At 63.0% G+C, this 23129-nt stretch carries 22 protein-coding genes; 9 read left to right on the top strand and 13 right to left on the bottom strand.

What is annotated here, in order from left to right; translation table 11 throughout:
* Positions 1–69: 69 nt before the first annotated feature.
* Genes BLW25_RS25435 through BLW25_RS22780 form a run of 3 tightly spaced genes read right to left on the bottom strand, consistent with a single transcriptional unit; the run spans position 70 to position 3108 of the window.
* Entirely contained in the window at positions 70–1314 is a 1245-nt protein-coding gene (locus tag BLW25_RS25435; RefSeq protein ID WP_216279499.1) for an alpha/beta fold hydrolase, read from the bottom strand.
* Positions 1315–1346: 32 nt separating this feature from the next.
* A complete protein-coding gene (locus BLW25_RS22785) occupies positions 1347–1886 on the bottom strand; it encodes an NAD(P)H-dependent oxidoreductase (protein ID WP_253188627.1) in 540 nt (179 codons plus the stop codon).
* 1 nt (position 1887) lies between these two features.
* Positions 1888–3108 carry an acyl-CoA dehydrogenase family protein gene (locus BLW25_RS22780; protein WP_092904498.1) on the bottom strand — a complete coding sequence of 407 codons (1221 nt, stop codon included), beginning with the start codon at positions 3106–3108 and terminating at the stop codon, positions 1888–1890.
* Positions 3109–3430: 322 nt separating this feature from the next.
* Between BLW25_RS22780 and BLW25_RS22775 the strand changes: the two genes are divergently transcribed.
* Complete coding sequence (locus tag BLW25_RS22775; RefSeq protein ID WP_171909723.1) at positions 3431–4147, top strand: LuxR C-terminal-related transcriptional regulator; 717 nt, start codon at positions 3431–3433, stop codon at positions 4145–4147.
* Positions 4148–4228: 81 nt separating this feature from the next.
* On the opposite strand, the gene BLW25_RS22770 is transcribed toward BLW25_RS22775, so the two are convergent.
* The 3 genes from BLW25_RS22770 to BLW25_RS22760 form a co-directional block, all read right to left on the bottom strand.
* Positions 4229–5398, bottom strand: a complete 1170-nt coding sequence (locus BLW25_RS22770) for an ABC transporter substrate-binding protein (protein WP_092904494.1) — start codon at positions 5396–5398, stop codon at positions 4229–4231.
* A 116-nt stretch (positions 5399–5514) separates the two neighbouring features.
* Positions 5515–5991 carry a cupin domain-containing protein gene (locus BLW25_RS22765; RefSeq protein ID WP_249497191.1) on the bottom strand — a complete coding sequence of 159 codons (477 nt, stop codon included), beginning with the start codon at positions 5989–5991 and terminating at the stop codon, positions 5515–5517.
* A gap of 65 nt (positions 5992–6056) precedes the next feature.
* Positions 6057–7295: a flavin-dependent oxidoreductase gene (locus tag BLW25_RS22760; RefSeq protein ID WP_092904492.1), complete on the bottom strand. Its 1239-nt coding sequence runs from the start codon at positions 7293–7295 to the stop codon at positions 6057–6059.
* Positions 7296–7594: 299 nt separating this feature from the next.
* On the opposite strand from BLW25_RS22760, the gene BLW25_RS22755 reads away from it, so the two are divergent.
* Entirely contained in the window at positions 7595–8647 is a 1053-nt protein-coding gene (locus BLW25_RS22755; protein ID WP_092904490.1) for an AraC family transcriptional regulator, read from the top strand.
* A 21-nt stretch (positions 8648–8668) separates the two neighbouring features.
* Here BLW25_RS22755 and BLW25_RS22750 read toward each other — a convergent pair whose 3' ends face one another.
* From BLW25_RS22750 to BLW25_RS22735, 4 genes are read right to left on the bottom strand one after another with little or no spacing between them, the layout of a single operon-like run.
* A complete protein-coding gene (locus BLW25_RS22750; RefSeq protein ID WP_092904488.1) occupies positions 8669–9367 on the bottom strand; it encodes an ABC transporter ATP-binding protein in 699 nt (232 codons plus the stop codon).
* The gene (locus BLW25_RS22745; RefSeq protein ID WP_092904486.1) at positions 9367–10125 is read right to left on the bottom strand and encodes an ABC transporter ATP-binding protein; all 759 of its coding nucleotides are present in this window, start codon (positions 10123–10125) and stop codon (positions 9367–9369) included. The genes BLW25_RS22750 and BLW25_RS22745 overlap by 1 nt, the downstream gene beginning before the upstream one ends.
* Positions 10122–11111 carry a branched-chain amino acid ABC transporter permease gene (locus BLW25_RS22740; protein ID WP_092904484.1) on the bottom strand — a complete coding sequence of 330 codons (990 nt, stop codon included), beginning with the start codon at positions 11109–11111 and terminating at the stop codon, positions 10122–10124. The genes BLW25_RS22745 and BLW25_RS22740 overlap by 4 nt, the downstream gene beginning before the upstream one ends.
* The gene (locus tag BLW25_RS22735) at positions 11108–12031 is read right to left on the bottom strand and encodes a branched-chain amino acid ABC transporter permease (RefSeq protein WP_092904482.1); all 924 of its coding nucleotides are present in this window, start codon (positions 12029–12031) and stop codon (positions 11108–11110) included. Before BLW25_RS22735 ends, BLW25_RS22740 begins: the two co-directional genes overlap by 4 nt.
* A 387-nt stretch (positions 12032–12418) precedes the next feature.
* Between BLW25_RS22735 and BLW25_RS22730 the strand changes: the two genes are divergently transcribed.
* The 4 genes from BLW25_RS22730 to BLW25_RS22715 all read left to right on the top strand — a co-directional run bounded on the left by BLW25_RS22730 (position 12419) and on the right by BLW25_RS22715 (position 16061).
* Positions 12419–13648: a putative DNA modification/repair radical SAM protein gene (locus BLW25_RS22730; RefSeq protein WP_092904480.1), complete on the top strand. Its 1230-nt coding sequence runs from the start codon at positions 12419–12421 to the stop codon at positions 13646–13648.
* Positions 13645–15096: a UdgX family uracil-DNA binding protein gene (locus BLW25_RS22725; protein ID WP_092904478.1), complete on the top strand. Its 1452-nt coding sequence runs from the start codon at positions 13645–13647 to the stop codon at positions 15094–15096. The genes BLW25_RS22730 and BLW25_RS22725 overlap by 4 nt, the downstream gene beginning before the upstream one ends.
* 61 nt (positions 15097–15157) lie before the next feature.
* The gene (locus tag BLW25_RS22720; protein ID WP_092904477.1) at positions 15158–15475 is read left to right on the top strand and encodes a hypothetical protein; all 318 of its coding nucleotides are present in this window, start codon (positions 15158–15160) and stop codon (positions 15473–15475) included.
* Between the two features lie 142 nt (positions 15476–15617).
* The gene (locus BLW25_RS22715; RefSeq protein ID WP_092904474.1) at positions 15618–16061 is read left to right on the top strand and encodes a TspO/MBR family protein; all 444 of its coding nucleotides are present in this window, start codon (positions 15618–15620) and stop codon (positions 16059–16061) included.
* Between the two features lie 83 nt (positions 16062–16144).
* Here BLW25_RS22715 and BLW25_RS22710 read toward each other — a convergent pair whose 3' ends face one another.
* From BLW25_RS22710 to hisN, 3 genes are all read right to left on the bottom strand, one after another.
* Positions 16145–17626 (bottom strand): phospholipase D-like domain-containing protein, encoded by a 1482-nt coding sequence (locus tag BLW25_RS22710; protein ID WP_092904472.1) that lies wholly within the window; start codon positions 17624–17626, stop codon positions 16145–16147.
* Positions 17627–17715: 89 nt separating this feature from the next.
* A complete protein-coding gene (locus BLW25_RS22705; RefSeq protein WP_092904470.1) occupies positions 17716–18510 on the bottom strand; it encodes a DeoR/GlpR family DNA-binding transcription regulator in 795 nt (264 codons plus the stop codon).
* Between the two features lie 17 nt (positions 18511–18527).
* Entirely contained in the window at positions 18528–19298 is a 771-nt protein-coding gene (hisN, locus tag BLW25_RS22700) for a histidinol-phosphatase (RefSeq protein ID WP_216279498.1), read from the bottom strand.
* A 173-nt stretch (positions 19299–19471) separates the two neighbouring features.
* On the opposite strand from hisN, the gene BLW25_RS22695 reads away from it, so the two are divergent.
* From BLW25_RS22695 to BLW25_RS22685, 3 genes are all read left to right on the top strand, one after another.
* The gene (locus BLW25_RS22695; protein ID WP_092904467.1) at positions 19472–20476 is read left to right on the top strand and encodes an ABC transporter substrate-binding protein; all 1005 of its coding nucleotides are present in this window, start codon (positions 19472–19474) and stop codon (positions 20474–20476) included.
* A gap of 89 nt (positions 20477–20565) precedes the next feature.
* The gene (locus BLW25_RS22690) at positions 20566–21558 is read left to right on the top strand and encodes an ABC transporter ATP-binding protein (protein WP_092904786.1); all 993 of its coding nucleotides are present in this window, start codon (positions 20566–20568) and stop codon (positions 21556–21558) included.
* A partial coding sequence (locus BLW25_RS22685) for an ABC transporter permease subunit (protein ID WP_092904465.1) occupies positions 21555–23129 on the top strand: 1575 nt, incomplete at its 3' end. The genes BLW25_RS22690 and BLW25_RS22685, both read left to right, overlap by 4 nt.

Raw genomic sequence — 23129 nt, 5'->3', positions numbered from 1 at the left:
GATTTTTGTTTTTTCGCCGGATTCAGGCCATCCCCCCCTCCCGCCCCGGCGCGGGAGAGGGTACCGGGGTCAGGCCCCGGCGGGTGGCGGCAGGAAGTGGATATTGTGCAGAGCAGCCAGGCGCACCACCTCGGCCGGGTCCGGCACCTGATGGATCGCCTCGAAGAGCGCGCGCAGATCGCGGGTGGGCGCGACCCAGAACAGGCAGGTGGCTTCACTGCCCGAGAGGTTGAAGATCCCATGCGGGATCCCACGCGGCATCACCACCAGATCTCCGGGACGGGCCTTTTGCTCGGCCCCGTTGAGGCGGATCGTATATTCTCCGCTGAGCACCCAGATGAATTCGTCCTGATCCGGATGGACATGCGGCGGCACGAAAGTGTCGGCGGGGAAAATCGCATGCCAGGCCATGCTGTCAGGCCCGGCCTGTTTCAGCGTATAGGTCTGGCCGAGAATGTTCCAGGTCACGCTTTCCCAGGCACCCGATTGCGCGGTGATGCCGCCGGGCATGGCGGGCACTGTGCGGGCAAGGAACCCGGTCACGAGGCCGGCGCTTTCAGGCGTTTCTTCCAGGACGAGGTGACCCGTCGCCGGAACCAGCGCAAGCTCGGCCCCGGGCAGCTGTGCCAGCCAGTCCTGCGCCTGGCCAGTCGGGCGCAAACGGTCTTCTGCCCCCCAGAGCAGCAGAACCGGCATCGTCAGACGCCAGAGCCTGCGCGCCAGATCCGGGTTCCCTTCGGGATGGGGCGCCGAGAGTTTCAGAAAGCCACCGACCTCGCGCCCGAGGGCCGCATCGAAAGCCGGATCCGGGGCGGCGGGGAAGAGCGGCAGGATCCTGGCCGGATCATGCGCCAGATAGGCCGGCAGTTCAGGCGGGGTGATTGAGGTCATCGCAGGTGCGGGGGCGGCCTCGCTGATCAGACCGGCCGGTGCGATCAGCACGAGGCCCGAGACGCGCCCGGGCTGTCGCACCGCGAATTCGGCCGCGATCCAGCCGCCAAGCGAAAATCCCGCCAGCGCGAACTGCTCCATCTTCAGCGCGTCAAACAGCGCCATGTAATGGAAGACCACATCCTCGATGGTCGTGATCCCGGGCGCGTCGTCGCTGAGACCAAAGCCGGGATGGAAGGGGATGACCACCCGATGCGTGGCTGCCCAGTGCCGCGCGGCCTCGAACCCGGTAAAGGTGCCGGTGCCATGCAGAAAGACGAGATCGGGCCCTTGCCCGAGGGTCAGAACGGCGGTGCGGATGCCATTCACGACCAGATCCTGCCGGTGAAATCCGGCGGTCAGATTTGCGAGTGGGTCAGACATGTCTGCTCCTGTGATGTTGGTGGGGCAGCGCCTCAGGCGGCGCAGCGGATTTCACGCAAAGACGCGGCGAGCTGGGCCACGCCGGTCTCGAGCCGTTGTGCGAGCGCCCCGGTCGGGGCGTCATCCGCGTCGAGTTCCGGCGCGCAGGCATAGACTGCCGTGGGCATGGTCAGCGCCTCAAAGAAGCCAAAAAGCGGGCGCAGCTGATGTTCGACCACCAGCGCATGGCGCAATCCCCCGCCGCAGGCCGTGATCAGCACCGGGCGGCCTTTCAGGACACCCGGCGGGATCTGGTCGAAGAGATGCTTGAAGAGGCCCGGATAACCGCCCTGAAACACCGGGCAGCCGATGATCAGCGCCGGCGCCGCCTCGATCCGCGCGATAAGAGCCTGAGCGTCAGCGCCCATCTCCTCGCGGCGAAAGGCGGCAATGCCGGGGCCTGCATCCAGCAGATCGCAGGTCTCTGCCCCGATCCCATGCAACCGGTCCAGCCGGTCGACCGCCGCCTCGACGAGGCGGCGCGGGCTGGCGGGGCGCCAGCTCGTTGCGGAAAACGCGAGGACCGGGGGCACGTCATTTGCCCCCGTCTGCCACGCCGAACACCGTCCAGGGCGCATTGGGATCGGTGGTTCCCATCAGCGCGCGGCCGCATTCCTCAAAGATCTGATCCGACATCAGGATATGCTGGGTGCCCGCGTGAATATCGCGGTAAACCCGCTGCATGACGGTATTGTGCAGCGAGGCGCCGCGCGCCGCCCTATGGGCAAAGGTCGCAATGTCAGAGATCACATCATGGCTGTAGCGCAGGCAGAGCTTGATCATCGTCATCTGATGCTGGCTGAGCGGTTGTCCGGCCTCCAGCGTGTCCGATGCGCCTTTCCAGGTCTCCAGCACCAGGGCCCGCATGGCGCGGAATTTGGCCTCGTTCTGGGCAAACTGGAACCTGAAACTGGCGCTCTGGGCCGAGGGGCCAAAGGCATCGCGGCGCGGAACGATGACCTTGATCAGCTCGTCGAGTATCCGCCGCCCGGTGCCAAGCGCAAAGGAGGTATGGGCCCAGGCGCTGAAGCCGGCAAGCCCGATCGTGCCCTGATGCGAGCCGCGCAAAGGCGCCTCGATATCGAAATCATAGACCATTTCATCGGGGACAAAGATCTCGGTTCCCTCTTTGACGGCGTAATCAAAGCTGCCGGTGGCGCGCAGCCCCAGCACATCCCAGTTGCCTTTCAGCTCGATCGTCTCGCGCGGGTGATGGGCGATGATCACTTTCGGGCCTCCCGGCCCCATGATCATCTCGCCCGCCTCATCCACAAGGAAGGCGCCGGTATGGATCCAGTCGGCGTGCTGGATACCGCTGCCATAGGCCCATTGGCCCCAGATCATGTAACCGCCATCGGTCTTGCGGGCGAAACCGCGCGGCACGCCATTGCCGGCGATGGTGATATCAACGCCTTTTGCGAAGACATGATCCACCCCGGCCTGGTCAATATAGACCGCCATGGTGGTGCCTTCCATATTGTTCACGCCGACATACCAGCCGGCGGAAGCATGAGCATAGGTGATCTTTTCATGGATCAGCATCGCATCGAAATGGCTGATCTCAGGGCCGCCGACCACGCGGGGATAAAGCATGGTGAAAAGCCCGGCTTTGCGCAATTCGCGCACGACCTCATCGGTCAGATGCCCGAGCCGTTCCGCTTCGGCCGATTGCGCCTCGATCAGTGGCAGAAGCGCCTCTGCGCGTGCCATCAGCTCTGTGGCGGTCGGCGGCTCTGCGGTCACGTTGATGTTCATCCGGATACCTCTCTGTAGCGCGACTCGTATCTGCACCCCTTGCCGGGGCTGGCCGCTTTTAAAGAACTGCGCAAATCGGCCTGCCGCGCCGCGCGGGCGGAGACAGGGCCGATCTGTCGGACGATCCTGGTGGTTGGGGCCGGCCCGCCTCAATCCCCCCGAACAGGGGGGCTGTTGCGGCGGGCTGGCGGCAGGAATGCTTTGACTACGAAATTTTTACACCCGAATGATCATGAAAGTTGCAGACAGAATTGACCGAATCATCCTCTCCTCTGAAACTGTGCGACGCAGGCCACTTCCGGCCGCACTTTCGGACTGGACCATGACCGCAGCGCCACTCTCTGCCGATCTCAGCGCTGCGGAGCTGATGGAGGTTATTTCTGCGGCCTCCATCCCGTTGCTTGGCGCGCAATGTCATGCCGCGCTGGAACGGCATTGCGGCGCTTCGGGGATGGGGATCTATGTTCTGCGCAGCGGCGTGCCGGAACTGCTGTATTCCAGCGGTGTGCCGGGTGGTTTTCTGGAAGATTATGCAACGCTTTACGGCACCGATGATCCGCTGATCCGGCAGCTGAGCGCGCAGGTGCCCGTCACCGATGGCCGGACCTGTCTTGGCGAGGCGGACTGGGCGCGCAGCGGGTTGCGAGAATTGCTCAGCTCCTGGGGGCTTGGGCATAATATGTGCGGGCTGATCCCGATCGACGCGGCGACGATGGGGGTCATCTATACTGCCACGCTGCAGCGCACCGGACCTTTCACGCCCCAGGCGCGTGAGCAGCTGGTTTTTTTGTGCCGGGGCGCCGGGATCGCACTGCGCTCGCTGGTGCGGCCTACCCCTGTCGCGGGCGACCTGCCGCCGCAGCAGGCGCGGGTTGCTGCCCTCGTCTGCGAAGGGTTTTCAAACAAGGAAATCGCCCGGGCCGTGGGGCTTTCGGAACATACGATCAAGGAATATGTCCAGCGCCTTGCGCAAAGGCTGCGGGCCGACAATCGCACCGCTCTTGCCGTCGCCCTGCTGCGCCAGGGGTTTTTGCATTAGGCCGGGGGATCTGGCCCGGGGGGCAGAAGCAAAAAAGACCGCCCGGGGGCGGTCTTTTCGGGTCAGGGCCGATGCTCCGGCTTACAAGCCGCAATCATTGACATAGGTGTCCTGGTAGTCATCGAAGATCTTCTCGACCACCGAGGTGGCATAGCGGCCATCTTCCCGTTTCACGACTTTGGTCAGGTAGAAATCCTGAATCGGGAAGTGGTTCTTGCCGAACGAGAAATCGCCGCGCAGCGAGGTGAACTCGGCTTTCTGCATCGCGGTGCGCAGCCCGTCCCGGTCCGACATTTTGCCATCCACCGCTTTGACCGCGCTGTCGATCAGCAGCGCCGCATCATAGGCCTGCATCGCGAAAGTCGCGGGCACTTTGTCATATTTGGCGATAAAAGCATCGGTGAAAGCCAGTGATTGCGGCGTGTCGAGATCAGGTGCCCAGTTCGACCCGGCAAACATCTCAAGCGCGGCATCCTGCTGCGCCGGAAGGGTGGATTCGTCCACCGTAAAGGCCGAGAGGAAGGGAATGCCGCTCATGCCGGCCTGGTTGAACTGCTTGACCAGATTAACACCCATGCCGCCCGGCATGAAGGCATAGATCGCATCCGGGCCGGTCGCGGCGATCTGTGCCAGCTCGGCCGAGAAATCCAGTTGCCCCAGCGGGACCAGCATCTCATCGGCAATGCCGCCTTTATAGGAATGCTTGAAGCCTTCCATCGCGTCTTTGCCGGCCTGATAGTTCGGCGCCAGCAGATAGACATTCTGGTAACCGCGATCCTGGGCTACCTTGCCCGAAACCTCGTGGATCTGGTCATTCTGATAGGAGGTCACGAAGAGGTTCGCGTTGCATTCTTTGCCCGCCAGCGTCGAGGTGCCGGCATTGGTCGAAATCAGGAAGGCGCCGCCTTCTGTGACCGGCGGCATGATCGCGTTCAGGATGTTGGAAAAGATCGGGCCGACCACAAAATCGACCTTATTGCCCTCGACCAGCTCGCGCGCCCGGCTGACGGCGACTTCGGGCTTTTGTTCGTCATCGACAATGATCAGCTCGACCTGCCTGCCGCCGATCTGGCCGCCCAGATCGTCAAGCGCCAGCTGGAAGCCGTCGCGCGCCTGTTCGCCCAGAACGGCCGCCGGTCCCGACAGCGTGTAGATCAGGCCGATCCGGACAACATCATCATCGGCCCGGGCCACGGATGCGAGCCCGGCGAGGATGCTGCCAGCCAGCAGGGATGCTTTCACTTTATTCATTTATTACCTCCATCGGGCCTGTTGGCGCCCAGTGTTTTCTGGTGGCCGGTCTGTTGGCGGCCAATTTTTGTTGGACGCGCGCGCGCCAGGCGGGCGCGCGCCGTCAGGTCTCGTGATCAGTCAAGCGCCGGGGGCGGCACGAATTCCAGCTCGTGGAAGCCGGCGATCCGCACCACTTCGGCCGGGTCCGGCACATTATGGATCAAAGAAAACATTTCCCACAGCTTTGCCGTCGGGGAAACCCAGAACATTGCGACCACATCCGCCCCCGACCGGTTGAAGAGCCCATGCGCAATGCCGCGCGGCAGGACAACCAGATCGCCCGGGCCAGCACGGCGCAGCTTGCCGCCGACCTCGGCCTCGAGTTCGCCCGAGAGGATATAGACGAATTCATCCTGGGTGAAATGAATGTGATGCGGCACAAAGGTGCCGGGCGGGAAAACCGCATGCCAGGACATCGAGCTTTCGCTGCAGGATTTCGGCGTATAGGTCTGGCCCAGAATGTTCCAGACGATGCCTTTGATGCCATCTTCACCGGCGACCACACCGGGGGGCATGGGAACGGGCGGCAGCGGATAGGTCGGGGTGGTCATCTTTTGCTCTCCTTCTTCATCTCATTCAGATTTAAAAATTTTGTGTGTAAAGCTATTTCTGCGCCTCACTGGCGTTTCCGGGTCTGGTCATCCGAAAAACCGGCGGTCGAAGCATAGCCGCGCACGATGGCGGCGCGTTCCTCAGGCGTGATCACCTGGTCGAGATCGGAGAAGCCCGCCGGCGCCCGGCGCTCGACCTCGTCGATCAGCCCTTCGGGGCCGCCAAGCCGGTTCAGCCGCACGATCTCGGCGGTGACAGGGCGGCGTGCCGCATCATAGGCGGCAAGTGCGGCCCGGATGGCATCCGGTGTCGTCGCCCCGGCCAGCAGATCCGCCAGTGCTCTGGTATCAAGGATCGCCTGGCTCGCGCCGTTTGATCCGACCGGATACATCGGATGCGCGGCATCGCCGATCAGCGTCACACGGTCATGGCTCCAGCCCGGCAGCGGATCGCGGTCGCACATCGGATATTCCAGAAAGACCGGCGTGGCGCGCACCAGCGCCTCAAGGTCGATCACATTCACATCAAAGGCGCGCACATGCGGGATCAGCTCTTCCAGCGTGCCCTGACGGTTCCAGTCCTCGCGTTTCGGGGTCGGGCTGCCTTCGGCACCGGGGCGGTAGGTTACGACCCAGTTCATCAGCACCTTGCCGGGTGCGGATCCGGGTGCGATCGGGTAGAGCACCAGTTTATAGGTAAAGCCGCCTGCAACGATCATGGTGCGGCCATCTGCGAAAGCATCCGTTTCGACCGCGCCGCGCCACATCATGACGCCATTCCATTTCAGGCCGGGTTCGTTCGGGTAAAGCTGTGCGCGGATCGGCGAATGCACCCCATCCGCCGCGACCAGAAGATCGCCCTGTGCTGACTGGCCGGTGTCGAATTCCAGCCTGACGCCATCCGCATCCTGGTGGAATCCGGTGCTGCGACGCGAAAGCTGCACGGCAGCAGGGCCAAGCCGGTCCAGCACCGCCTCGCGCAGCATATTATGCAGCCGCCCGCGATGGATCGAGAATTGCGGGTAGTCGCCGCCAGCCTCGACACCGCGCGGTTCGCGCCAGACCTCCTGGCCCTGCCTTGTCTGGTAACGCAATTCGCTGGTGCGAATGGCGATCCGGTCCAGCTCGGGCAAAAGGCCCAGCTCGGTGAGCTCGCGGATCGCATGCGGCAGCACATTGATGCCAACGCCCAGTTCGCGCATTTCGGGGGCGGCCTCGAAAATCTGGCAGGAAATGCCGCGCGCCTGCAACATCAGGGCCAGCGTCAGCCCGCCAATGCCGGCGCCACTCACCAATACATTCATGTCTTTCCTCACTTCCCTGTCGCGGCTGCCTGCTGTTATTGCCTGCGGCCGTCATTTGGGCCGATGCTTGAGGGCTGGGGCCGCGCCAGCTATCGCCACAGCGCCAGACTATCAGCAGAGCGCCATCTGATACGCTTTTTCCCGCATGCAGGCCCGTGAGGGGACAAAAGACCTGCGCGGTCAGAGGCATCCTGTGCAGAAAGCTTTTGCAAAGGTCGCCCGGCCCATGGTTGAATTGCCGTCTGAAACTATAAGCCTGAAATAAATTCCGCCCCTCACTGACCCGGTTGATCGCGTTAATGCACACCTTGCCGCCGCCGCCCTTGCCGCCTCTGTCGCCGCCCCCTTTGTGGAAGCGCAGCAGCTCGCTCGAGGAATTCGAGGCGGTGATGTCTGATCTCTTGCGCCCCTGCCGGGTGCGGGGCAAGGCGCGGCGCGGATACCGGACCGAGATCCTGCATCAGCGGGTCAATGGACTGGGGCTGACGGCGGTGCGCCTGGGCGCGCCCGCTTCGGTCAGGGTGGCGCCGGACCGGGCCATTTCGCTGTTGCAGATCCCCGTCGGGGGCACCTTCCTTGCGCGCAGCGGGCGAAGGGGAGAGGAGAGCTTCCGCTCGGGCCTTGAGGCCCAGGTGGTCGATGCGCCAACCGCGCTGGATCTGGATTTCTCCCAGGACAGCCGGATGCTCATCGTCGATCTGAGCGCGCCGCAGATCACGGCACTGGCCTGTGGGCCGCTGCCCTCGGGCAGTCTTTCGCTTGCCACGCCGGAAGGTGCGCAGCTGTGGCGGCTGGCGCAATATCTTCTGACGGAACTGGAATCCGGGGTGCTGGTGGGCGACAGCCCGCTGGCGCTTGGCCTGGAGCAAAGCCTGATCGGCGCCATCGCCCGCGCGTTGAAAGCCCATATGCCGGCGGGCGGCAGGCGCGGCGCGGCCTGGGGCGCCGCCGCAGAAGCGGCTCTGCCCCCTCAGCCCGGCGCTGTGGCCGTTCAGTCGCCGAACACCAGCTCGCAAAGTGACAGAATGCTTTTGCGTGCCGAGGCGTTCATGGCCAGCCATCTTGACCAGGTGATCGACCCGGCGGCGATAGCGCAGGCGGTCGGGACAAGTGTGCGCAGCCTGCACCGGCTGATGCGTGACAAGCGCGGCACCACGCCGCTGGCAGCCCTGAAAGAGATGCGCCTGCAGCGCGTGCGGGCCGAGATCGAGGCCGGTCTTTGTCCGCCAAATGGCATCACCGATCTGGCACTGCGCTTTGGCTTCAACCATCTTGGCGCTTTCGCCACTGATTTCCGTCGCCGCTTCGGGGCGCCGCCATCCGAGCTGTCCCGCCGCCACGCGCAGCGCTGACTTACGGGGTGCTGGCCCGCCTCAGACCTTGAGAAACCGATCCTTGATCCCGGGGCTGTCTTTCAGCGCCTGCGTGGTTCCTGACCAGACGACCCGGCCCTTTTCCACGACATAATGGCGGTCAGCGAAGCGGGTCAGCGCATCGACATTCTTGTCGATGACAAGGATCGCCTCACCTTCCGCTTTCAGTTTTGCAAGGCAATCCCAGATCTGATCGCGGATCAGCGGCGCGAGCCCTTCGGTCGCCTCGTCCAGCACCACAAGATCCGGGTTGGTCATCAGCGCCCGCCCGATGGCCAGCATCTGCTGTTCACCGCCCGAGAGCTGGTTGCCCATATTCGACGCCCGCTCTTTCAGGCGCGGGAAAAGTGCGCAGACGCGCTCAAGCGTCCATTTGCCCTTCTTTCCGCCGGTACGGGCGGTGGCGATCAGGTTTTCGGCGACGGTGAGATTAGGGAAGATCATCCGCCCCTCGGGCACCAGCCCAAGCCCCATCCGCGCGATCCTGTGCGGCGACAGGCCGGCGACGTCACGGCCATGCACCGAGATCCGGCCCCCGCGTGGTTTTACAAGGCCGAAGATCGTGTTGATCGTCGTGGTCTTGCCCATGCCGTTGCGGCCCAGAAGCGTGACGACCTCGCCCTGGCTGATGGACAGGGACATGCCGAAGAGCACCTTGCTGTCGCCATAAGAGGCCTCGAGATCCTCGACCAGCAGCATCAGGTGCCCTCCTCTTCTTCGCCGAGGTAAGCCTCGCGCACCTTCGGGTGATTGCGGATGTCTTCGGCGGTGCCGCCGGCGACGATTTCGCCGTAAACCAGCACCGAGATCCAGTCGGCAAGCTGGAACACCGCGCTCATGTCATGCTCGATCAGCATCATGGTGACGCGGGATTTCAGCCTGAGCATCAGCGCGACGAGGATCTCGGCCTCTTCCGGGCCGGTGCCGGCAAGGGGTTCATCCAGCAGCAAAAGGCGTGGCTTTGTCGCCAGGGCAATCGCGATTTCAAGCTGGCGTTTCTCGCCATGCGACAGGGTGCGGGCCGGCCGCTGGGCCTGGGCGTCCAGCCCGACCTCGGTCAGGCAGGCCATGGCCTCGTCATTCAGCGCGCGTTCCTGGGCGGCAACCTGCCAGAAGCGAAAGGAGGATCCCGTCCGCGCCTGAACCGCGATGGCGACATTTTCCAGCACCGACAGCCCGGGCAGGATCCGCGTCAGCTGAAACGACCGCGCAAGGCCGCGGCGCACCCGCCCCGCCATGTCGAGATGGGTGATGGTCTCGCCATCATAACGCACTTCGCCGCTGTCGGGCGCAAGCTGGCCGGAAAGCTGCGAGATCAGCGTGGTCTTGCCTGCCCCGTTCGGCCCGATGATCGCGTGGATCTGACCGGGAAAGACCTTCAGCGAAACGTCATTGGTGACGGCAAGCGCGCCAAAGGATTTGCGCAGCGACGTGACTTCAAGCAGGGGCTGGCTCATCTGTCATCTCCCTTGCCGCTGACGCGCCCGCCGACGCGCTCCACGAGGCGGGTCAGGCCACCGGGCGAGAACAGAACGACCGCCAGAAGCAGGATACCGAACCAGAGCTTCCAGTGTTCCGAGAACCGCGCGAGCGCCTCTTCGAGGCCGATGGTCAGGAGGGCACCGGCCAGCGCCCCGACGAGGTTTCCGACGCCGCCCAGCACGACCATGATGATGAATTCGCCCGAACGCTGCCAGCTTGAAAGCGTTGGCGAGACATATTGCAGCTGGTTCGCGATCAGCACCCCGGCGATGGCGCAGATCACGGCCGAGATCACATAGGCGACCATCTGATAAGGCATGATCCGATAGCCGATCGCCTCCATCCTGAGGCTGTCTTCGCGGGTGCCGATCAGCACCCTGCCAAAGCGCGACCGGGTCAGGCGGCAGAGAAAGCCGAAGATCACCACGAGGATTGCGAGGACCAGATAGAACAGTGTGATCTCACTGCGCAGCAAGTCCTGGCCGAAAAGGGTGGCGCGCGGCAGGCTCATCCCGTCATCGCCGCCAAAGGCCGAGAGCGAGATGAAGAAGAAGAACGCCATCTGGCCGAAGGCCAGCGAAATCATGATAAAATAAACCCCGCGGGTGCGCAAAGCGATGGCCCCGGTCACCAGCGCGAAGGCTGTGGCTGCAAGACTTGCCCCCGCGAGATGCAGGAAGAAATCGGTGATCCCCCTTGTTTGCAGGAACAGCGCCGCATAGGCGCCGATCCCGAAAAAGGCAGCATGGCCAAAGGAAACCAGCGCGCCATAGCCCAGGATCAGATCCAGTGACAGCGCGGCGATGGCATAGATCATCATCCGAGTGACGACCGAGGTGTAATAGTCCAGCCCGGCAAGGTTGAGGAGCGGCGGCACGATGGCAAGGGCCACGAAGATGCATAATGCGATGCGGATGCGCGGGTCGCCGGTGCGGGTAATCTGCGAGGGGATCTGGGTCATTTGGCATGGCTCCGACCGAAAAGCCCGTTCGGGCGCCAGCAGAGAATGGCGATCATCAGAAGATAGACCAGCATGGGGGCAAGGGTACGGCCCAGTTGATTGGCCACCGCCGGATCAAAGGCCATTTTCAGAAGCATCGGCCCGAAAATCCGCCCGACCGTATCGATGATGCCGACCAGCAGCGCGGCGATAAAGGCCCCCCGGACCGAGCCGACGCCGCCAATCACGATCACCACGAAGGCGAGGATCAGGATCGAATCTCCCATCCCCGGATCGACCGAGAGGATGGGCGAGACAATGGCCCCTGCAAAGCCGGCCAGCATGGCGCCAAAGGCGAAGACCACGGTGAAAAGACGTGAAATATCAATGCCAAGTGCCGAGACCATATTGCGGTTCGAGGCGCCTGCCCTGAGCAGCATCCCGAGCCTTGTGCGCCCGATCACATACCAGAGCCCAAGCGCGAGACCGAGCCCCGCAAGGATAATCGCCAGCCGGTAGACCGGAAAGCGCATCGGCCCGGCCAGCGGCATCGAGCCCGAAAGGCTCTCGGGCATCGGGACGTTCAGTGGTGCCGCCCCCCAGATCATCTTGACCAGCTCAGAGGTGATCAGCACCAGCGCGAAGGTCGCCAGAACCTGATCGAGATGCGGTCGCTGATAGAGTCTTCGGAAGATCCCGAGTTCGAGCAACAATCCGACCACCAGCATCGCCGGCAGGGTCAGCGCCAGCCCGAGCCAGAAATTGCCGGTCGTCGCGGCGAAAGTCGCCATCAGATAAGCCCCGACCATGTACAGCGCGCCATGGGCCAGGTTGATGAAATCCATGATCCCGAAGATCAGCGTCAGGCCGGCAGCAACGAGGAAGAGGAGGATCCCGAACTGAACGCCATTCATGACCTGCAACAAAAGCAGGGTGCTCATACGAGCCCTCCTTGCCAGGAGGCCACCTTTCCAAAGGGAGCGCGCGCCCCGGCCGGATCGCCGCAAGCTCTCATCATCATGGCTTCCTCTCTGTTTGCAGTTCGCTTCCAGCGTCATGCCGCGCCGGTTCTGCAATTTATTTTATATACGAAACATCTCGATTCAATCGGAATGCGGCCCCCCACGCAATTTTTTACATGCGGGCAGGGCCCGGGAAGGGCATTTTTCAGCTCTGGCGGGAAAAATCCCCGGCGCGGTGCGTGCGGCAAGGCCATTTGTGGTACCTGGCGGATAGGGCGGTCGCTCTCCAGGGCCGCCAGTCACATTTCAGCTCATAAGGCAGAGAGGAAATTGACGAACATATAGTGAACATATATTGTCCTGCGCATGGCAAGACCCCTTCAGGACAAGCTGGCGATCCTTTCGGACGCGGCAAAATATGATGCCTCCTGCGCCTCCAGCGGAGGCGAGAAGCGCGATTCCCGCAAGGGTGGCATCGGGTCTTCGGGCGGCGCCGGCATCTGCCACGCCTACACGCCGGACGGGCGCTGTATCAGCCTTTTAAAAATCCTGATGACCAATTTCTGCATCTTCGACTGCGCCTATTGCATCAACCGCGTCTCTTCGAATGTCGAGCGCGCGCGGTTTTCGGTCGATGAGGTCGTCACGCTCACGCTGGAATTCTACCGGCGCAATTACATCGAAGGGCTGTTCCTGTCTTCGGGGATCATCCGTTCGCCCGATCAGACCATGGCGGATATGGCCCGCATCGCACGGGTCCTGCGCCAGGATCACGGTTTCAGGGGCTATATCCATCTGAAGACCATTCCCGATGCCAGCCCGGATCTGATCCGCGAGGCAGGGCTTTATGCCGACCGCCTCTCGATCAATGTCGAATTGCCCGCCGATGCCTCGGTGCGCCGCTTCGCTCCGGAAAAACGCCCCGAGACAATACGCTCTGCCATGGCGCAGGTGCGGATCGAGGGGGAGGCCGCGAAAGAGAAAACCCTGACCGGCAGGCGCCCGCCGCGCTTTGCCCCTGCCGGCCAGTCGACGCAGATGATCATCGGCGCAGATGGCACCGATGATGTGACAATCCTGCAAAGCTCGACCCGGCTTTACACCGGCTACAAGCTGCGGCGGGTCTATTACTCGGCCTTCTCGCCGATCCCGGATGCGTCATCGGCCCTGCCCCTGGTCCAGCCGCCGCTGTTGCGCGAACACCGGCTGTATCAGGCAGACTGGCTTTTGCGCTTTTACGGCTTCAGCGCCGAAGAGATCGCGACCGGCACGACTGCCGGGCATCTGGATCTGGAGATCGACCCGAAACTGGCCTGGGCGCTGCAGCATCGCGGGCTCTTCCCGCTGGATGTGAACCGGGCCGCAAAGGATATGCTGTTGCGGGTTCCGGGCTTTGGCACCCGTACGGTCGACCGCATCCTGGCGGCGCGCCGCTCGCGCGGCTTACGCTATGAGGATCTCGTGCGGATGGGCGCTCTGATGAAAAAAGCGCGGCCCTTCATCACGGCCCCGGGCTGGTCGCCGGGCGGGCTGACTGACAGCGCCGGCCTGCGCGCCTGTTTCGCGCCACCGCCAGAGCAGCTGTCGCTTTTATGAGCTTCGCCGTCACCCTGCCCGAACAGGGGCAGTTCGGGGCCTGGCGGCAGGCGGCACGGCTTGCGATCAGCCACCGCATCCCCCCAGGCGATATCGACTGGACCGGCGGGGCGGGGCTTTTCGCGGCCGATCCGCTGCCGGACAGCCCCGGCCCGCATCAGGCAAGGGTGCCCGAGCAATTCGTGAAACTGGCAGGCTCGGTCATCTGGCATTCTGCGCCAGAGCGGTTCGCCCTGCTCTATCAGGCGCTTTGGCGACTGGACGCGCGCGAGGGGGACCCTCTGTCGCAAACCGATCCGCTGGGGCGGCGGCTGAACCTGATGGCAAAGGCCGTGGGCCGCGACATCCACAAGATGCACGCTTTCGTGCGGTTTCGCGAACTGCCCTCCGAAGGCAGGCGCCGTTTTGCGGCCTGGTTCGAGCCCGGGCATAACACGCTGGAACCCGGCAGCAGCTTTTTCGCAAAACGCTTTGCCGATATGGACTGGATGATCGCCACGCCGCGCCTGACCGCCCGGTTCGAGGCCGGGCAGCTTGCCTTTCATCCCGGCGGGGCGCGCCCCGATCTTCCCGAAGATGCGTCAGAAAGCCTCTGGGCCACCTATTTCGCCAATATCTTCAACCCGGCACGGGTGAAACTTGATGCAATGCGTTCGGAGATGCCGAAGAAATACTGGAAGAACCTGCCCGAGACGCGGCTGATCCCTGATATGCTGAAGGATGCGGAAGCGCGGGTACAGCGGATGCGCGAGGCTGCGGCCAGCGCACCGCGCCCCGGTGCCGCCGCTGTTTCGACCCGCTACCGCGCCTCGATGCCCGTCGCACAGGATCTGCCAGAGACGCTGGCGGCGGCGCAGCATGCGGCGCTGCAATGCCGTCGCTGCGGTTTGTGCGAGGCGGCTACTCAGACTGTCTGGGGAGAGGGCTCTGCGACCGCCCGCCTGATGCTGGTCGGCGAACAGCCCGGCGACCGCGAGGATCTGGAGGGGCGCCCCTTCATCGGCCCCACCGGGCAGCTTTTGCGGCAGAGCATGGCCTCGGCAGGCCTCGACCCGGCTTCGGTCTGGCTTACCAATGCGGTAAAGCATTTCAAATTCAGCCCGCGCGGCAAACAGCGCCTGCATCAAAACCCGGACCGGCAGGAAATCCTGCACTGCCGCTGGTGGCTCGGGCTGGAACTGGGCTTTATCCGGCCAGATCTTGTGCTGGCGCTTGGCGCCACGGCGGCGTTCGCCCTGACCGGCAGCGAGGCTCCGATGACCGCACGGCGCGGGCAGATCGAAACCGGCCTTCATGGCGGGCCGGTGCTGATCACCTGGCATCCATCGGCAGTCCTCCGGCAGCAGGACCCCGGGGCCCGGGCCCGGATGACCGAAGACCTTGCAGCCGATATTGCGACGGCGCGCCATCACCCCCTAATGAACGTGACGTCATCCCAGGGAACCTGAGAGCCGCTTTACCGTTGGACAGGTGTGAGTTCGTTTACTTGTTCTAAAAGGAGAGCTGACTATGGCAGAGGCAGCAGACGATATCCGCGCCAATCTGGAGAAGCAGATCACCGATCTGAAGAAAGAAGTTTCCAGAATGAGCAAATCTCTCGCGTCGCGGGCGTCAGACGCGATGGATGACGCGGAAGATGCCTTCGAGGAAGGCAAAGGCCGTGCGCGTCAGGTCGCGTCGCAAGTTCGCGAACAGGCCAGTCTTACGGTCGGCGCCATGCGCGAAAACCCCGGCACAACGGCAACCGTTCTGACCTCCGTTGGCCTGATGGGCGTTGCAGCGGGCTTTGTGCTGGCAGGACTTTGCGCCAGTGATCGCCGGCGCTGACGCCTCTTTCGGCATCTGATGGCCGGGGCCCGGCCTCCTCCCTCTCCCTGCCCCGCCCCGGCCTGCTGCGGCCCGTGTATTTAAACGCGGGCCGCGCCCTTATGGCCTCGCGACCAGGACAGCCCGAAGGAGAGCCCCAACCATGCTGAGACCTCTTTTATTCGTCATGCCGGTGGTCCTGGCCGGGTTGTTGATTGGCTGGCTCAACATCCCCGGTGCCTGGTATGAGAGCCTCGCAAAGCCCGGCTTCAACCCACCAAACCAGGTTTTCGGCCCGGTCTGGACCGTTCTTTATGTTTTGATCGGCATCGTCGGCTGGAGGGTCTTTGACAGAATACAGGATCAGCCGCTCCGCTGGCTCTGGGCCCTGCAGCTGGGGCTGAACTTCGCCTGGTCGCCCGCCTTTTTCGGGCTGCAGAACATTGCGCTTGCATTGGTCATCATCCTTGCCCTGCTCGCAACGCTGATCGCCTTCAGTCTGAGAGCCAGGACGAGAGAGCCGGTCTCAGCCCTCCTGTTTCTGCCCTATATCGCCTGGGTCGCCTTTGCTTCACTGCTCAATATCGCGATCTGGCGCCTGAACTGAGCCGAAACGCGAATAACCACTCCCACGCTGCGCACCCAGGCAGAGAAATCGGTGCTGATCATTGAGCTTCTGAAAGGACGGAGCTACCGCTGACCCTTTTTCGGGCGGCGGAAGCGGCTTTTCAACCGCTCCCACCCTTTAAAGATCCCGCGTTTTGAGGGGCTCTCGAACATCTCGTCCGGGCCGTTCGGGTCGAGGATCTCATTCTCGGCAAGCCATGCTCCGATGGCAGAGAGGTCCGGAACCTCATACGGGACGAGGCTGCGACCTGGTCCGCGCAGCGCCCCGACCGTGGCGATCAGCGAGCCGGTCGCCTTCAGGCTGGCGGCAACCTCTGCTGGTGTGACGCCCAGATGTTCGGCCAGCAGATCATTGCGCAGCGCCGCGATTTCATCCTTCAGATCCGCATTGCCCGCCTCATCCGCCGAGAGGATCACATCGCATTCACTGTCGAGCCGCATCGAGCGGTTGTTGAAATTCGAAGATCCCACCCGCAGGATCTGATCGTCCACAACCATCACCTTGGCATGGACATAGATCGGCTGCCCGCCTGCGGTCTGCGGATGCCAGATGCGCAGACGGCCGTGGTGGTCGATCCGCTGCAACGCTTCGACCAGCTTCGCGCGGGCAGTGTCCATCGCCAGCGGTTCCAGCCAGCCATGGGCGGTATGCGGCATGATGATAACGATCTCCGGCGGGTCCGCCTCTGCAAGCCGTTCGGCAATGGCATGCGCGATCCTGCGCGAGGCGAAATACTGGCTTTCGGCATAGATCATCCGCTTTGCCCGCGCGATCATATCGATCCAGGCGGCCTCGATCTCATGGACCGGCTCCTGCCCGTCCATCTTCGGGATGGTCCGCGAAATACCAAGCCGCATCTTTGTGAATGAAGTCGCCAGGCCTTCGGGCCAGCAGTCGTGACACTGCGAACAGGGTTCAAGGCTTTCCCCGGTGGCAGTCAGCCAGCGCGCCCGCGCCAGATCGCCGATGGCCCGCGCGGCGTCCCCGTCAAAGGCGCTGGTCGCATCATGCCAGGGATCCGTGGGCCGTCCGCCCGGGCCGACACGGCGCGGATCATCATCAAGATGATCGCGTGTGTCCCATCGCTGCATGGTCAGATCAATGCCGCCCGCAAAGGCGATACTGTCGTCGATCGCCACGATCTTCTGGTGATGCGATCCAGCCAGCGGATGCTTGGCATCAAGCTTCAGCGTGATCCGGGGATGCGCCTTCCAGCGCAGAATGGTGAAGATCGTATTGCCGCGCAGCATCGCCCTGAAGGCACCGGTATCCCAGCGAAGCAGCCTGATCTCAAGCGACGGCGTCCGATCCGCCAGCCAGAGGATAAAATCCCCCAGCCGCTCGGGCCCCCCGTCCCCGCTGTCACCAAAGGTGATCCGGGTGTCGAAATCCCAGCCCACCAGCATGATCGAATGCCGGGCCTGAAGAAGCGCCTTGCGCAGGGATACGAAATAATCCGCGCCATCAACGACAAAGGCAAATCGCTGCGCGGTCTCGACCCTCCAGCAGGTTTCACCTGGTCGCAGCAGTGGGCTTTCGGACATTTTCCCTCACACCGCAAGCATCATATCGGCAACGCCCGGACCTGGCAGAGGTTCCCTCGCAACCGGCACGGGCATCGGCCTTCAGCGCGTCACTGCGGCGTTTCTGCACCCGCGCAAATGATGCGGTTCCCGCTTTTTTCCTGCAGCAGCGTGAAATGGGGATGTTCCTGCGCGGCGGCGTCCATGATGATATGGTCGGGTTCACCGGCCGATGCAAAAGAGATGCGCCCGCAGCGCCCCAGTTTCGATCCGTCTGCCAAAAGGATCCGGCGCGTGGCGCTGGCAAAGACAGCCCGCGCGATCTCGGCCTCTTCAACGAGCATGCTGGTCGCGCCATCCGCCGCGCTCAGGCCATAGGGCGATGAAAACGCGATATCGGCCCGCACATTGGCGATTGCGGCAAGGGTCGTCATGCCACAGGTCGAGGCCGGTGCAGAAATGAAATCGCCGCCAAACAGAATGGCGCGATTCTGGCGCGCGCGCGATGTGGCCGTGCTCAGATGATTGGCGACCTCGACCGAATTGGTGAAGACCAGCAGGCCGCTCAGCCCGGCCAGTTGCCCGGCAAGGCAGGCGGTGGTGCTGCCCGCATCGATCAGCAAGGTCTGGCCGGGGCTGACAAGCCCGAGGCAAGCCCCGGCAATCGCCCGCTTTTCGCGCAGATTCTGGCGGGTCCGTTCAGGATATGGTGCTTCATTCTCGGCATGTGACGGTACGATACCGCCATGAACGCGCCGCAGGGCCCCCGCTTCTTCCAGCTCTTTCAGGTCGCGCCGCACCGTCTCGCGTGAGACGCCAAGTTCGGTGACGATCCTGTCGATGCTGACCTGACCAAAAGTTTCCAGTAGGGCGCGGATCCGCTGATGACGCTTTGCCTGCCACATGGGGCGAAGACCTTTTGTTAGCTGTTCAAAAAGGCCAGGGCTTCGCGGTGCAATGCGGGCGTTGCGGCAGCGATGACCTGCTCGCCGGAGCCTGGGGTCAATGGTTTGCCCTGCCAGTCAGTGATGACGCCGCCAGCCTCGGTGACCACGGGCGCGATGGCAAGGAAATCATAAGGCTGCAGGCGGCTTTCGACAATGAGGTCGATATGTCCCGAGGCAAGCAAGCCGTATCCATAGCAGTCTCCGCCGAACCGCCGGACCCGGGACGCATCGCGGATCGCCTCGTAATGCGAGCGTTCGCTGCTGTCGAAATAGTCGGGAGATGTAGTGTAGAACCGCGCCTGGGCCAGGTCTTCACAGCTGCTGGTGCGCGCGGCACTGCTTGTTCCGTCAGCGCCGTGAAAGCGACAACCATTGCCGGCGCTTGCGACCCAGGTTTCGCCAAGGGCCGGCATATGCACGATGCCAAGCTGCGGGCGATCATCGGTGGTCAGCGCCATCAGGGTGCCCCAGATCGGCCAGCCGGTGATAAAGCTCCGAGTGCCGTCAATCGGATCGACGACCCAGGTCGGAGCGCCGGACTGGCCTTCCAGGCCGAATTCTTCGCCCAGAATTGCGTGTTCCGGAAAGGCCGCGCGCAGTCTCTCGCGCAGAAAGGCCTCGACCGCGCGATCTGCTTCGGTGACGGGGCTCTGGTCTTCTTTGATGTCAATTGCGACCGGCTTGCGAAACCATTGCATCCCCAGCCTTCCGGCCTCGGTCGCGATTTTGAACGCATAATCAGCCATTTCGGCCGGAACTGTCCGATTTCCTGGCGCGTCTGTAACCATGTCCGGACAACTCCCGTGCTGGAATGATGATTTTTAAAAAACCTCAATATAGCACAAATGCACAGATTGCCACATCGTCAAGCCTGCGTTACCGTTTCTGAAAAATAAAACCAATCAACAGGAGAAGGCTTATGAAGAATACTATTTCACTTCTTGCCGGGCTTGCTCTCGGGGTGGCGGCATTACCGGCACTGGCGGGCGAGATCACGGTCTATTCAGCGCTGGAAGAAGACGAGATTGCTGCCTACCTGGAGCGGGCAGCCGCCGATATGCCGGATGTCACCGTCAACCTGCTGCGGCTTTCGACCGGCGACCTTGGCGCGCGGCTGATCGCCGAGGCCGGCAATCCGCAGGCCGATGTCATCTGGGGCTTTGCCCTCACCAATATGCTTAACCCGGCGATCTATGATCAGCTTGCGGGCTATGACGCCAAAGGCGAAGATGCCCTTGGCGCGCAGTTCCGCGACAAGGATGGCCGCTGGTTCGCGCCCACGGGCTATGTCGGCGCTTTCTGCGTCAATACCGAACGTCTGGCCCAGCTGGGCGCGCCGGTCCCCACCTCCTGGGAAGATCTGAAGAACCCCGCCTATAAGGGCGAGGTGGTGATGCCTGATCCGTCCTCTTCGGGCACCGGCTATCTGCAGATCGCGGCGATCCTGCAGGGCGCGGGGGATGAGGCCGGCTGGCAGCTGATCAAGGATATCGACCCGAATATGGCACAATATACCACCTCTGGCTCGCGGCCCTGCCGCATGGCTCAGGCCGGTGAATTCGCCATCGGGGCATCACTTTCCTACGTGGCGATGCAGGGAATTGATGAGGGCTATCCGATCCAGATGGTGATCCCCTCGGATTACGCCGGCTTTGAGCTGGAGGCCAACGGGCTGATGGCTTCGGCGAAAAATCCCGATGATGCCAAACGTTTCCTTGACTGGACGCTCGGAGAAGGCGCGGCCGAAGCCTATGCGGCGCGCAAGGATCTGGTCACCATTCCCGGTGTGCCGCGGTCGCCCCAGGCGGAAAAAGCCGGTCTGCCGGAAGATCTTTCCTCGGTGCTTTTCCCGATGAATTTCGCAGCTTCGGGCGAGGCGCGTGACGCGATCCTCACCAAATGGCGCGAGACCGTCGGGCGCTGAGACGCCTGATCTGTGGGATGCGGCGCCTTTTCCGCATCCCGTCTTCACCAGCTGCCGCTGCACAGAAACTCCGTATTGAGTGAGGTATGATGACCCTGGACATCCGAGGGCTGTCGAAGTTCTATGGCACATTTCAGGCGCTGAACGAGATCGATCTCTCGGTCGGCGACAGTGAATTCGTTTGTCTGCTCGGGCCTTCGGGCTGCGGCAAGACCACGCTTCTGCGGGTGATCGCCGGGCTGGAAAGCTTTGAGACCGGCGAGATGATCCTGGGCGGGCGCGATCTTGCCACGATCGGGGCGCGGGATCGCGGTTTCGGCATCGTCTTCCAGTCCTATTCGCTGTTCCCGCAGATGACTGCGGCGCAGAATATCGGCTATGGGCTGAAATTGCGGCAGCGCCCCCGGGCCGAGATCTCTGCGCGGGTCGAAGAACTTCTGGCGCTGGTCAGACTGGAACAATTCGCCGACCGCCTGCCCTGGCAGCTTTCCGGCGGGCAGCAGCAAAGGGTGGCGATTGCGCGCGCCCTGGCAGTTCAGCCGGCGCTTTTGCTGCTGGACGAGCCGCTTTCGGCGCTGGATGCGCGGGTACGGGCCGGGCTCAGGACCGAGATCCGTCAGATGCAGAAGCGGCTTGGCATCCCGACCATCATGGTGACCCATGACCAGGAAGAGGCGCTGACCATGTCGGACCGCGTGGTCTGCATGAGCGCGGGCCGGATCGAGCAGATCGGCTCTCCGGCGGAAATCTACGCGCGGCCGGCGACCCGCTTTGTCGCAGATTTCGTCGGCAGTTCGACCCTGTTAAGCGCCGCGCGCGCGGCGGGGTTCGGCGTCACGCCGCCCCAGGGCCAGGGCGACAGCCTTTTCGCACTGCGTCCGGAAGATGTGCTTATCCGCGAGGATGCGGCAGCCACGGGCCGGGTGCGGTCGATCACCTTCCTCGGCAATGTCAGCCGCGTCGAGGTGGACTGGCAGGGCGAAACCATCCTGGCCGAAACCCACCGCCTGCCCGGTTTCAGCGAAGGCGCTTCGGTTGACCTCAGCCTGCAGGCGGGTGCCGGTGTCTGGGTTCAGCCATGAGCATTGCAGGTAAACGCGTCGCGCGCGGCCTGGATACCCCGTTTGAAGAGCGGCTTTTTCAGCGCGTGGTGCTGCTGGTGCCGCTGGCGGGGCTGGCGCTTTTCTTCCTCTATCCGCTGGCGATTGTGATCTGGCGCAGCCTGTTGCAACGCGACGGGGCGGTGGGCTTTGGCAATTACCGCGAGATCCTCGCGCTTGATCACCTCTGGCGCGTGGTGTGGAATTCGATGGTGATGAGCGGTCTGACCGCGCTGATCTGTGTCAGCCTTGGCCTTGTGATCGCCTATGCGATGAGCCGCAGCAGGATACCGCTGCGCTGGCTGGTCTCGCTGGCACTGATCCTGCCACTGCTGGCGCCCTCGCTGGTACAGGCGCTTGGTCTGATCTTCATGTTTGGCCGCAATGGCCTGCTGAATTATCTGACCGGGATGCAAATGCAGATCTACGGTCTGCCCGGCCTGGTGATCGCCAATTCGATGTATGCTTTGCCCCAGGCCGTAATGATCCTTGCGGTCGCGCTGCGCTATGCCGACCGGCGCCAGTATGATGCGGCGCTGGTGCTGGGCGCCTCGCCCTGGCGGCGTTTTGTCGATATCACGCTGCCATCGCTGCGGTTCGGCCTTCTGAGCGCGGGTTTTGTCTGTTTCACCGTGACCATCACCGATTTCGGCAATGCGGCGGTGATCGGCGGCAATTACCGGGTGCTGGCATCCGAGATTTACGCTCAGGTCGTCGGCCAGATGAATTTCAACATGGGGGCGGTGGTCGGGATCCTGCTGCTGATCCCCACTTTGCTGGCCTTTTATCTTGAAAAAGTCGCCGCACAGCGCGGCGGCACCCAGGAAGGCGCGATCCCGGTCGAGCCCGACCGCTGGGCGCCGCGCGATATTCCGCTTTGGGCCGCCAGCTACCTGACCGCGCTTTTCCTGATCGCGATTGTCGCCGTGGTGATCTTCGCAAGCTTTGTGCAGCTCTGGCCCTATAAAATGAGCCTGACGCTGAAGAACTATAATATCACCACCCATGGCGGCTATGATCCGCTCTGGACCTCACTTTATGCCTCGCTGATCACCGCGACGTTTGGCACCCTGATGTTGTTCGCCCTGGTTCTGGCGCAACGCAAGATGTCGCGCGGCCCGGCAAGGCTTGTCTATCTGCTGGCGATCATTCCGGTTGGCGTGCCCGGTCTGGTGCTGGGGCTTTCCTACGTGCTGTCCTTCAATGTGAAGCCGGTCTTTCCCGGCATTCTTTACGGCTCGGCCCTGCTGATCGCATTTTGCAACTTCTACCATTACCACTCGCAGGGGTTCCTGACGATGGTAACGGGCGTGCGCAATGTGCCGCGACAGCTTGAGGAAACCGTGACCACGATCGGTGGCGGTGTCTGGGCCAACCTGCGCGATGCGATCATTCCGATCATGGTGCCAACGCTGATTTCGGTGTTCTTCTTCCTGTTCATGCGCGGGATGGTGACACTGTCGGCGGTGATTTTCCTGATCACCCCGAAGCTGAGTGTCGGCGCGGTTTCGGTGATGCGGCTTGATCAGGCAGGCTCATCGACACAGGCCGCG

It is taken from the genome of Rhodobacter sp. 24-YEA-8, from assembly GCF_900105075.1.
GTDB lineage: Bacteria > Pseudomonadota > Alphaproteobacteria > Rhodobacterales > Rhodobacteraceae > Pseudogemmobacter.
Note: the sequence above shows the minus strand (reverse complement) of the source record. Positions and strands in the feature narration are given on the sequence as shown.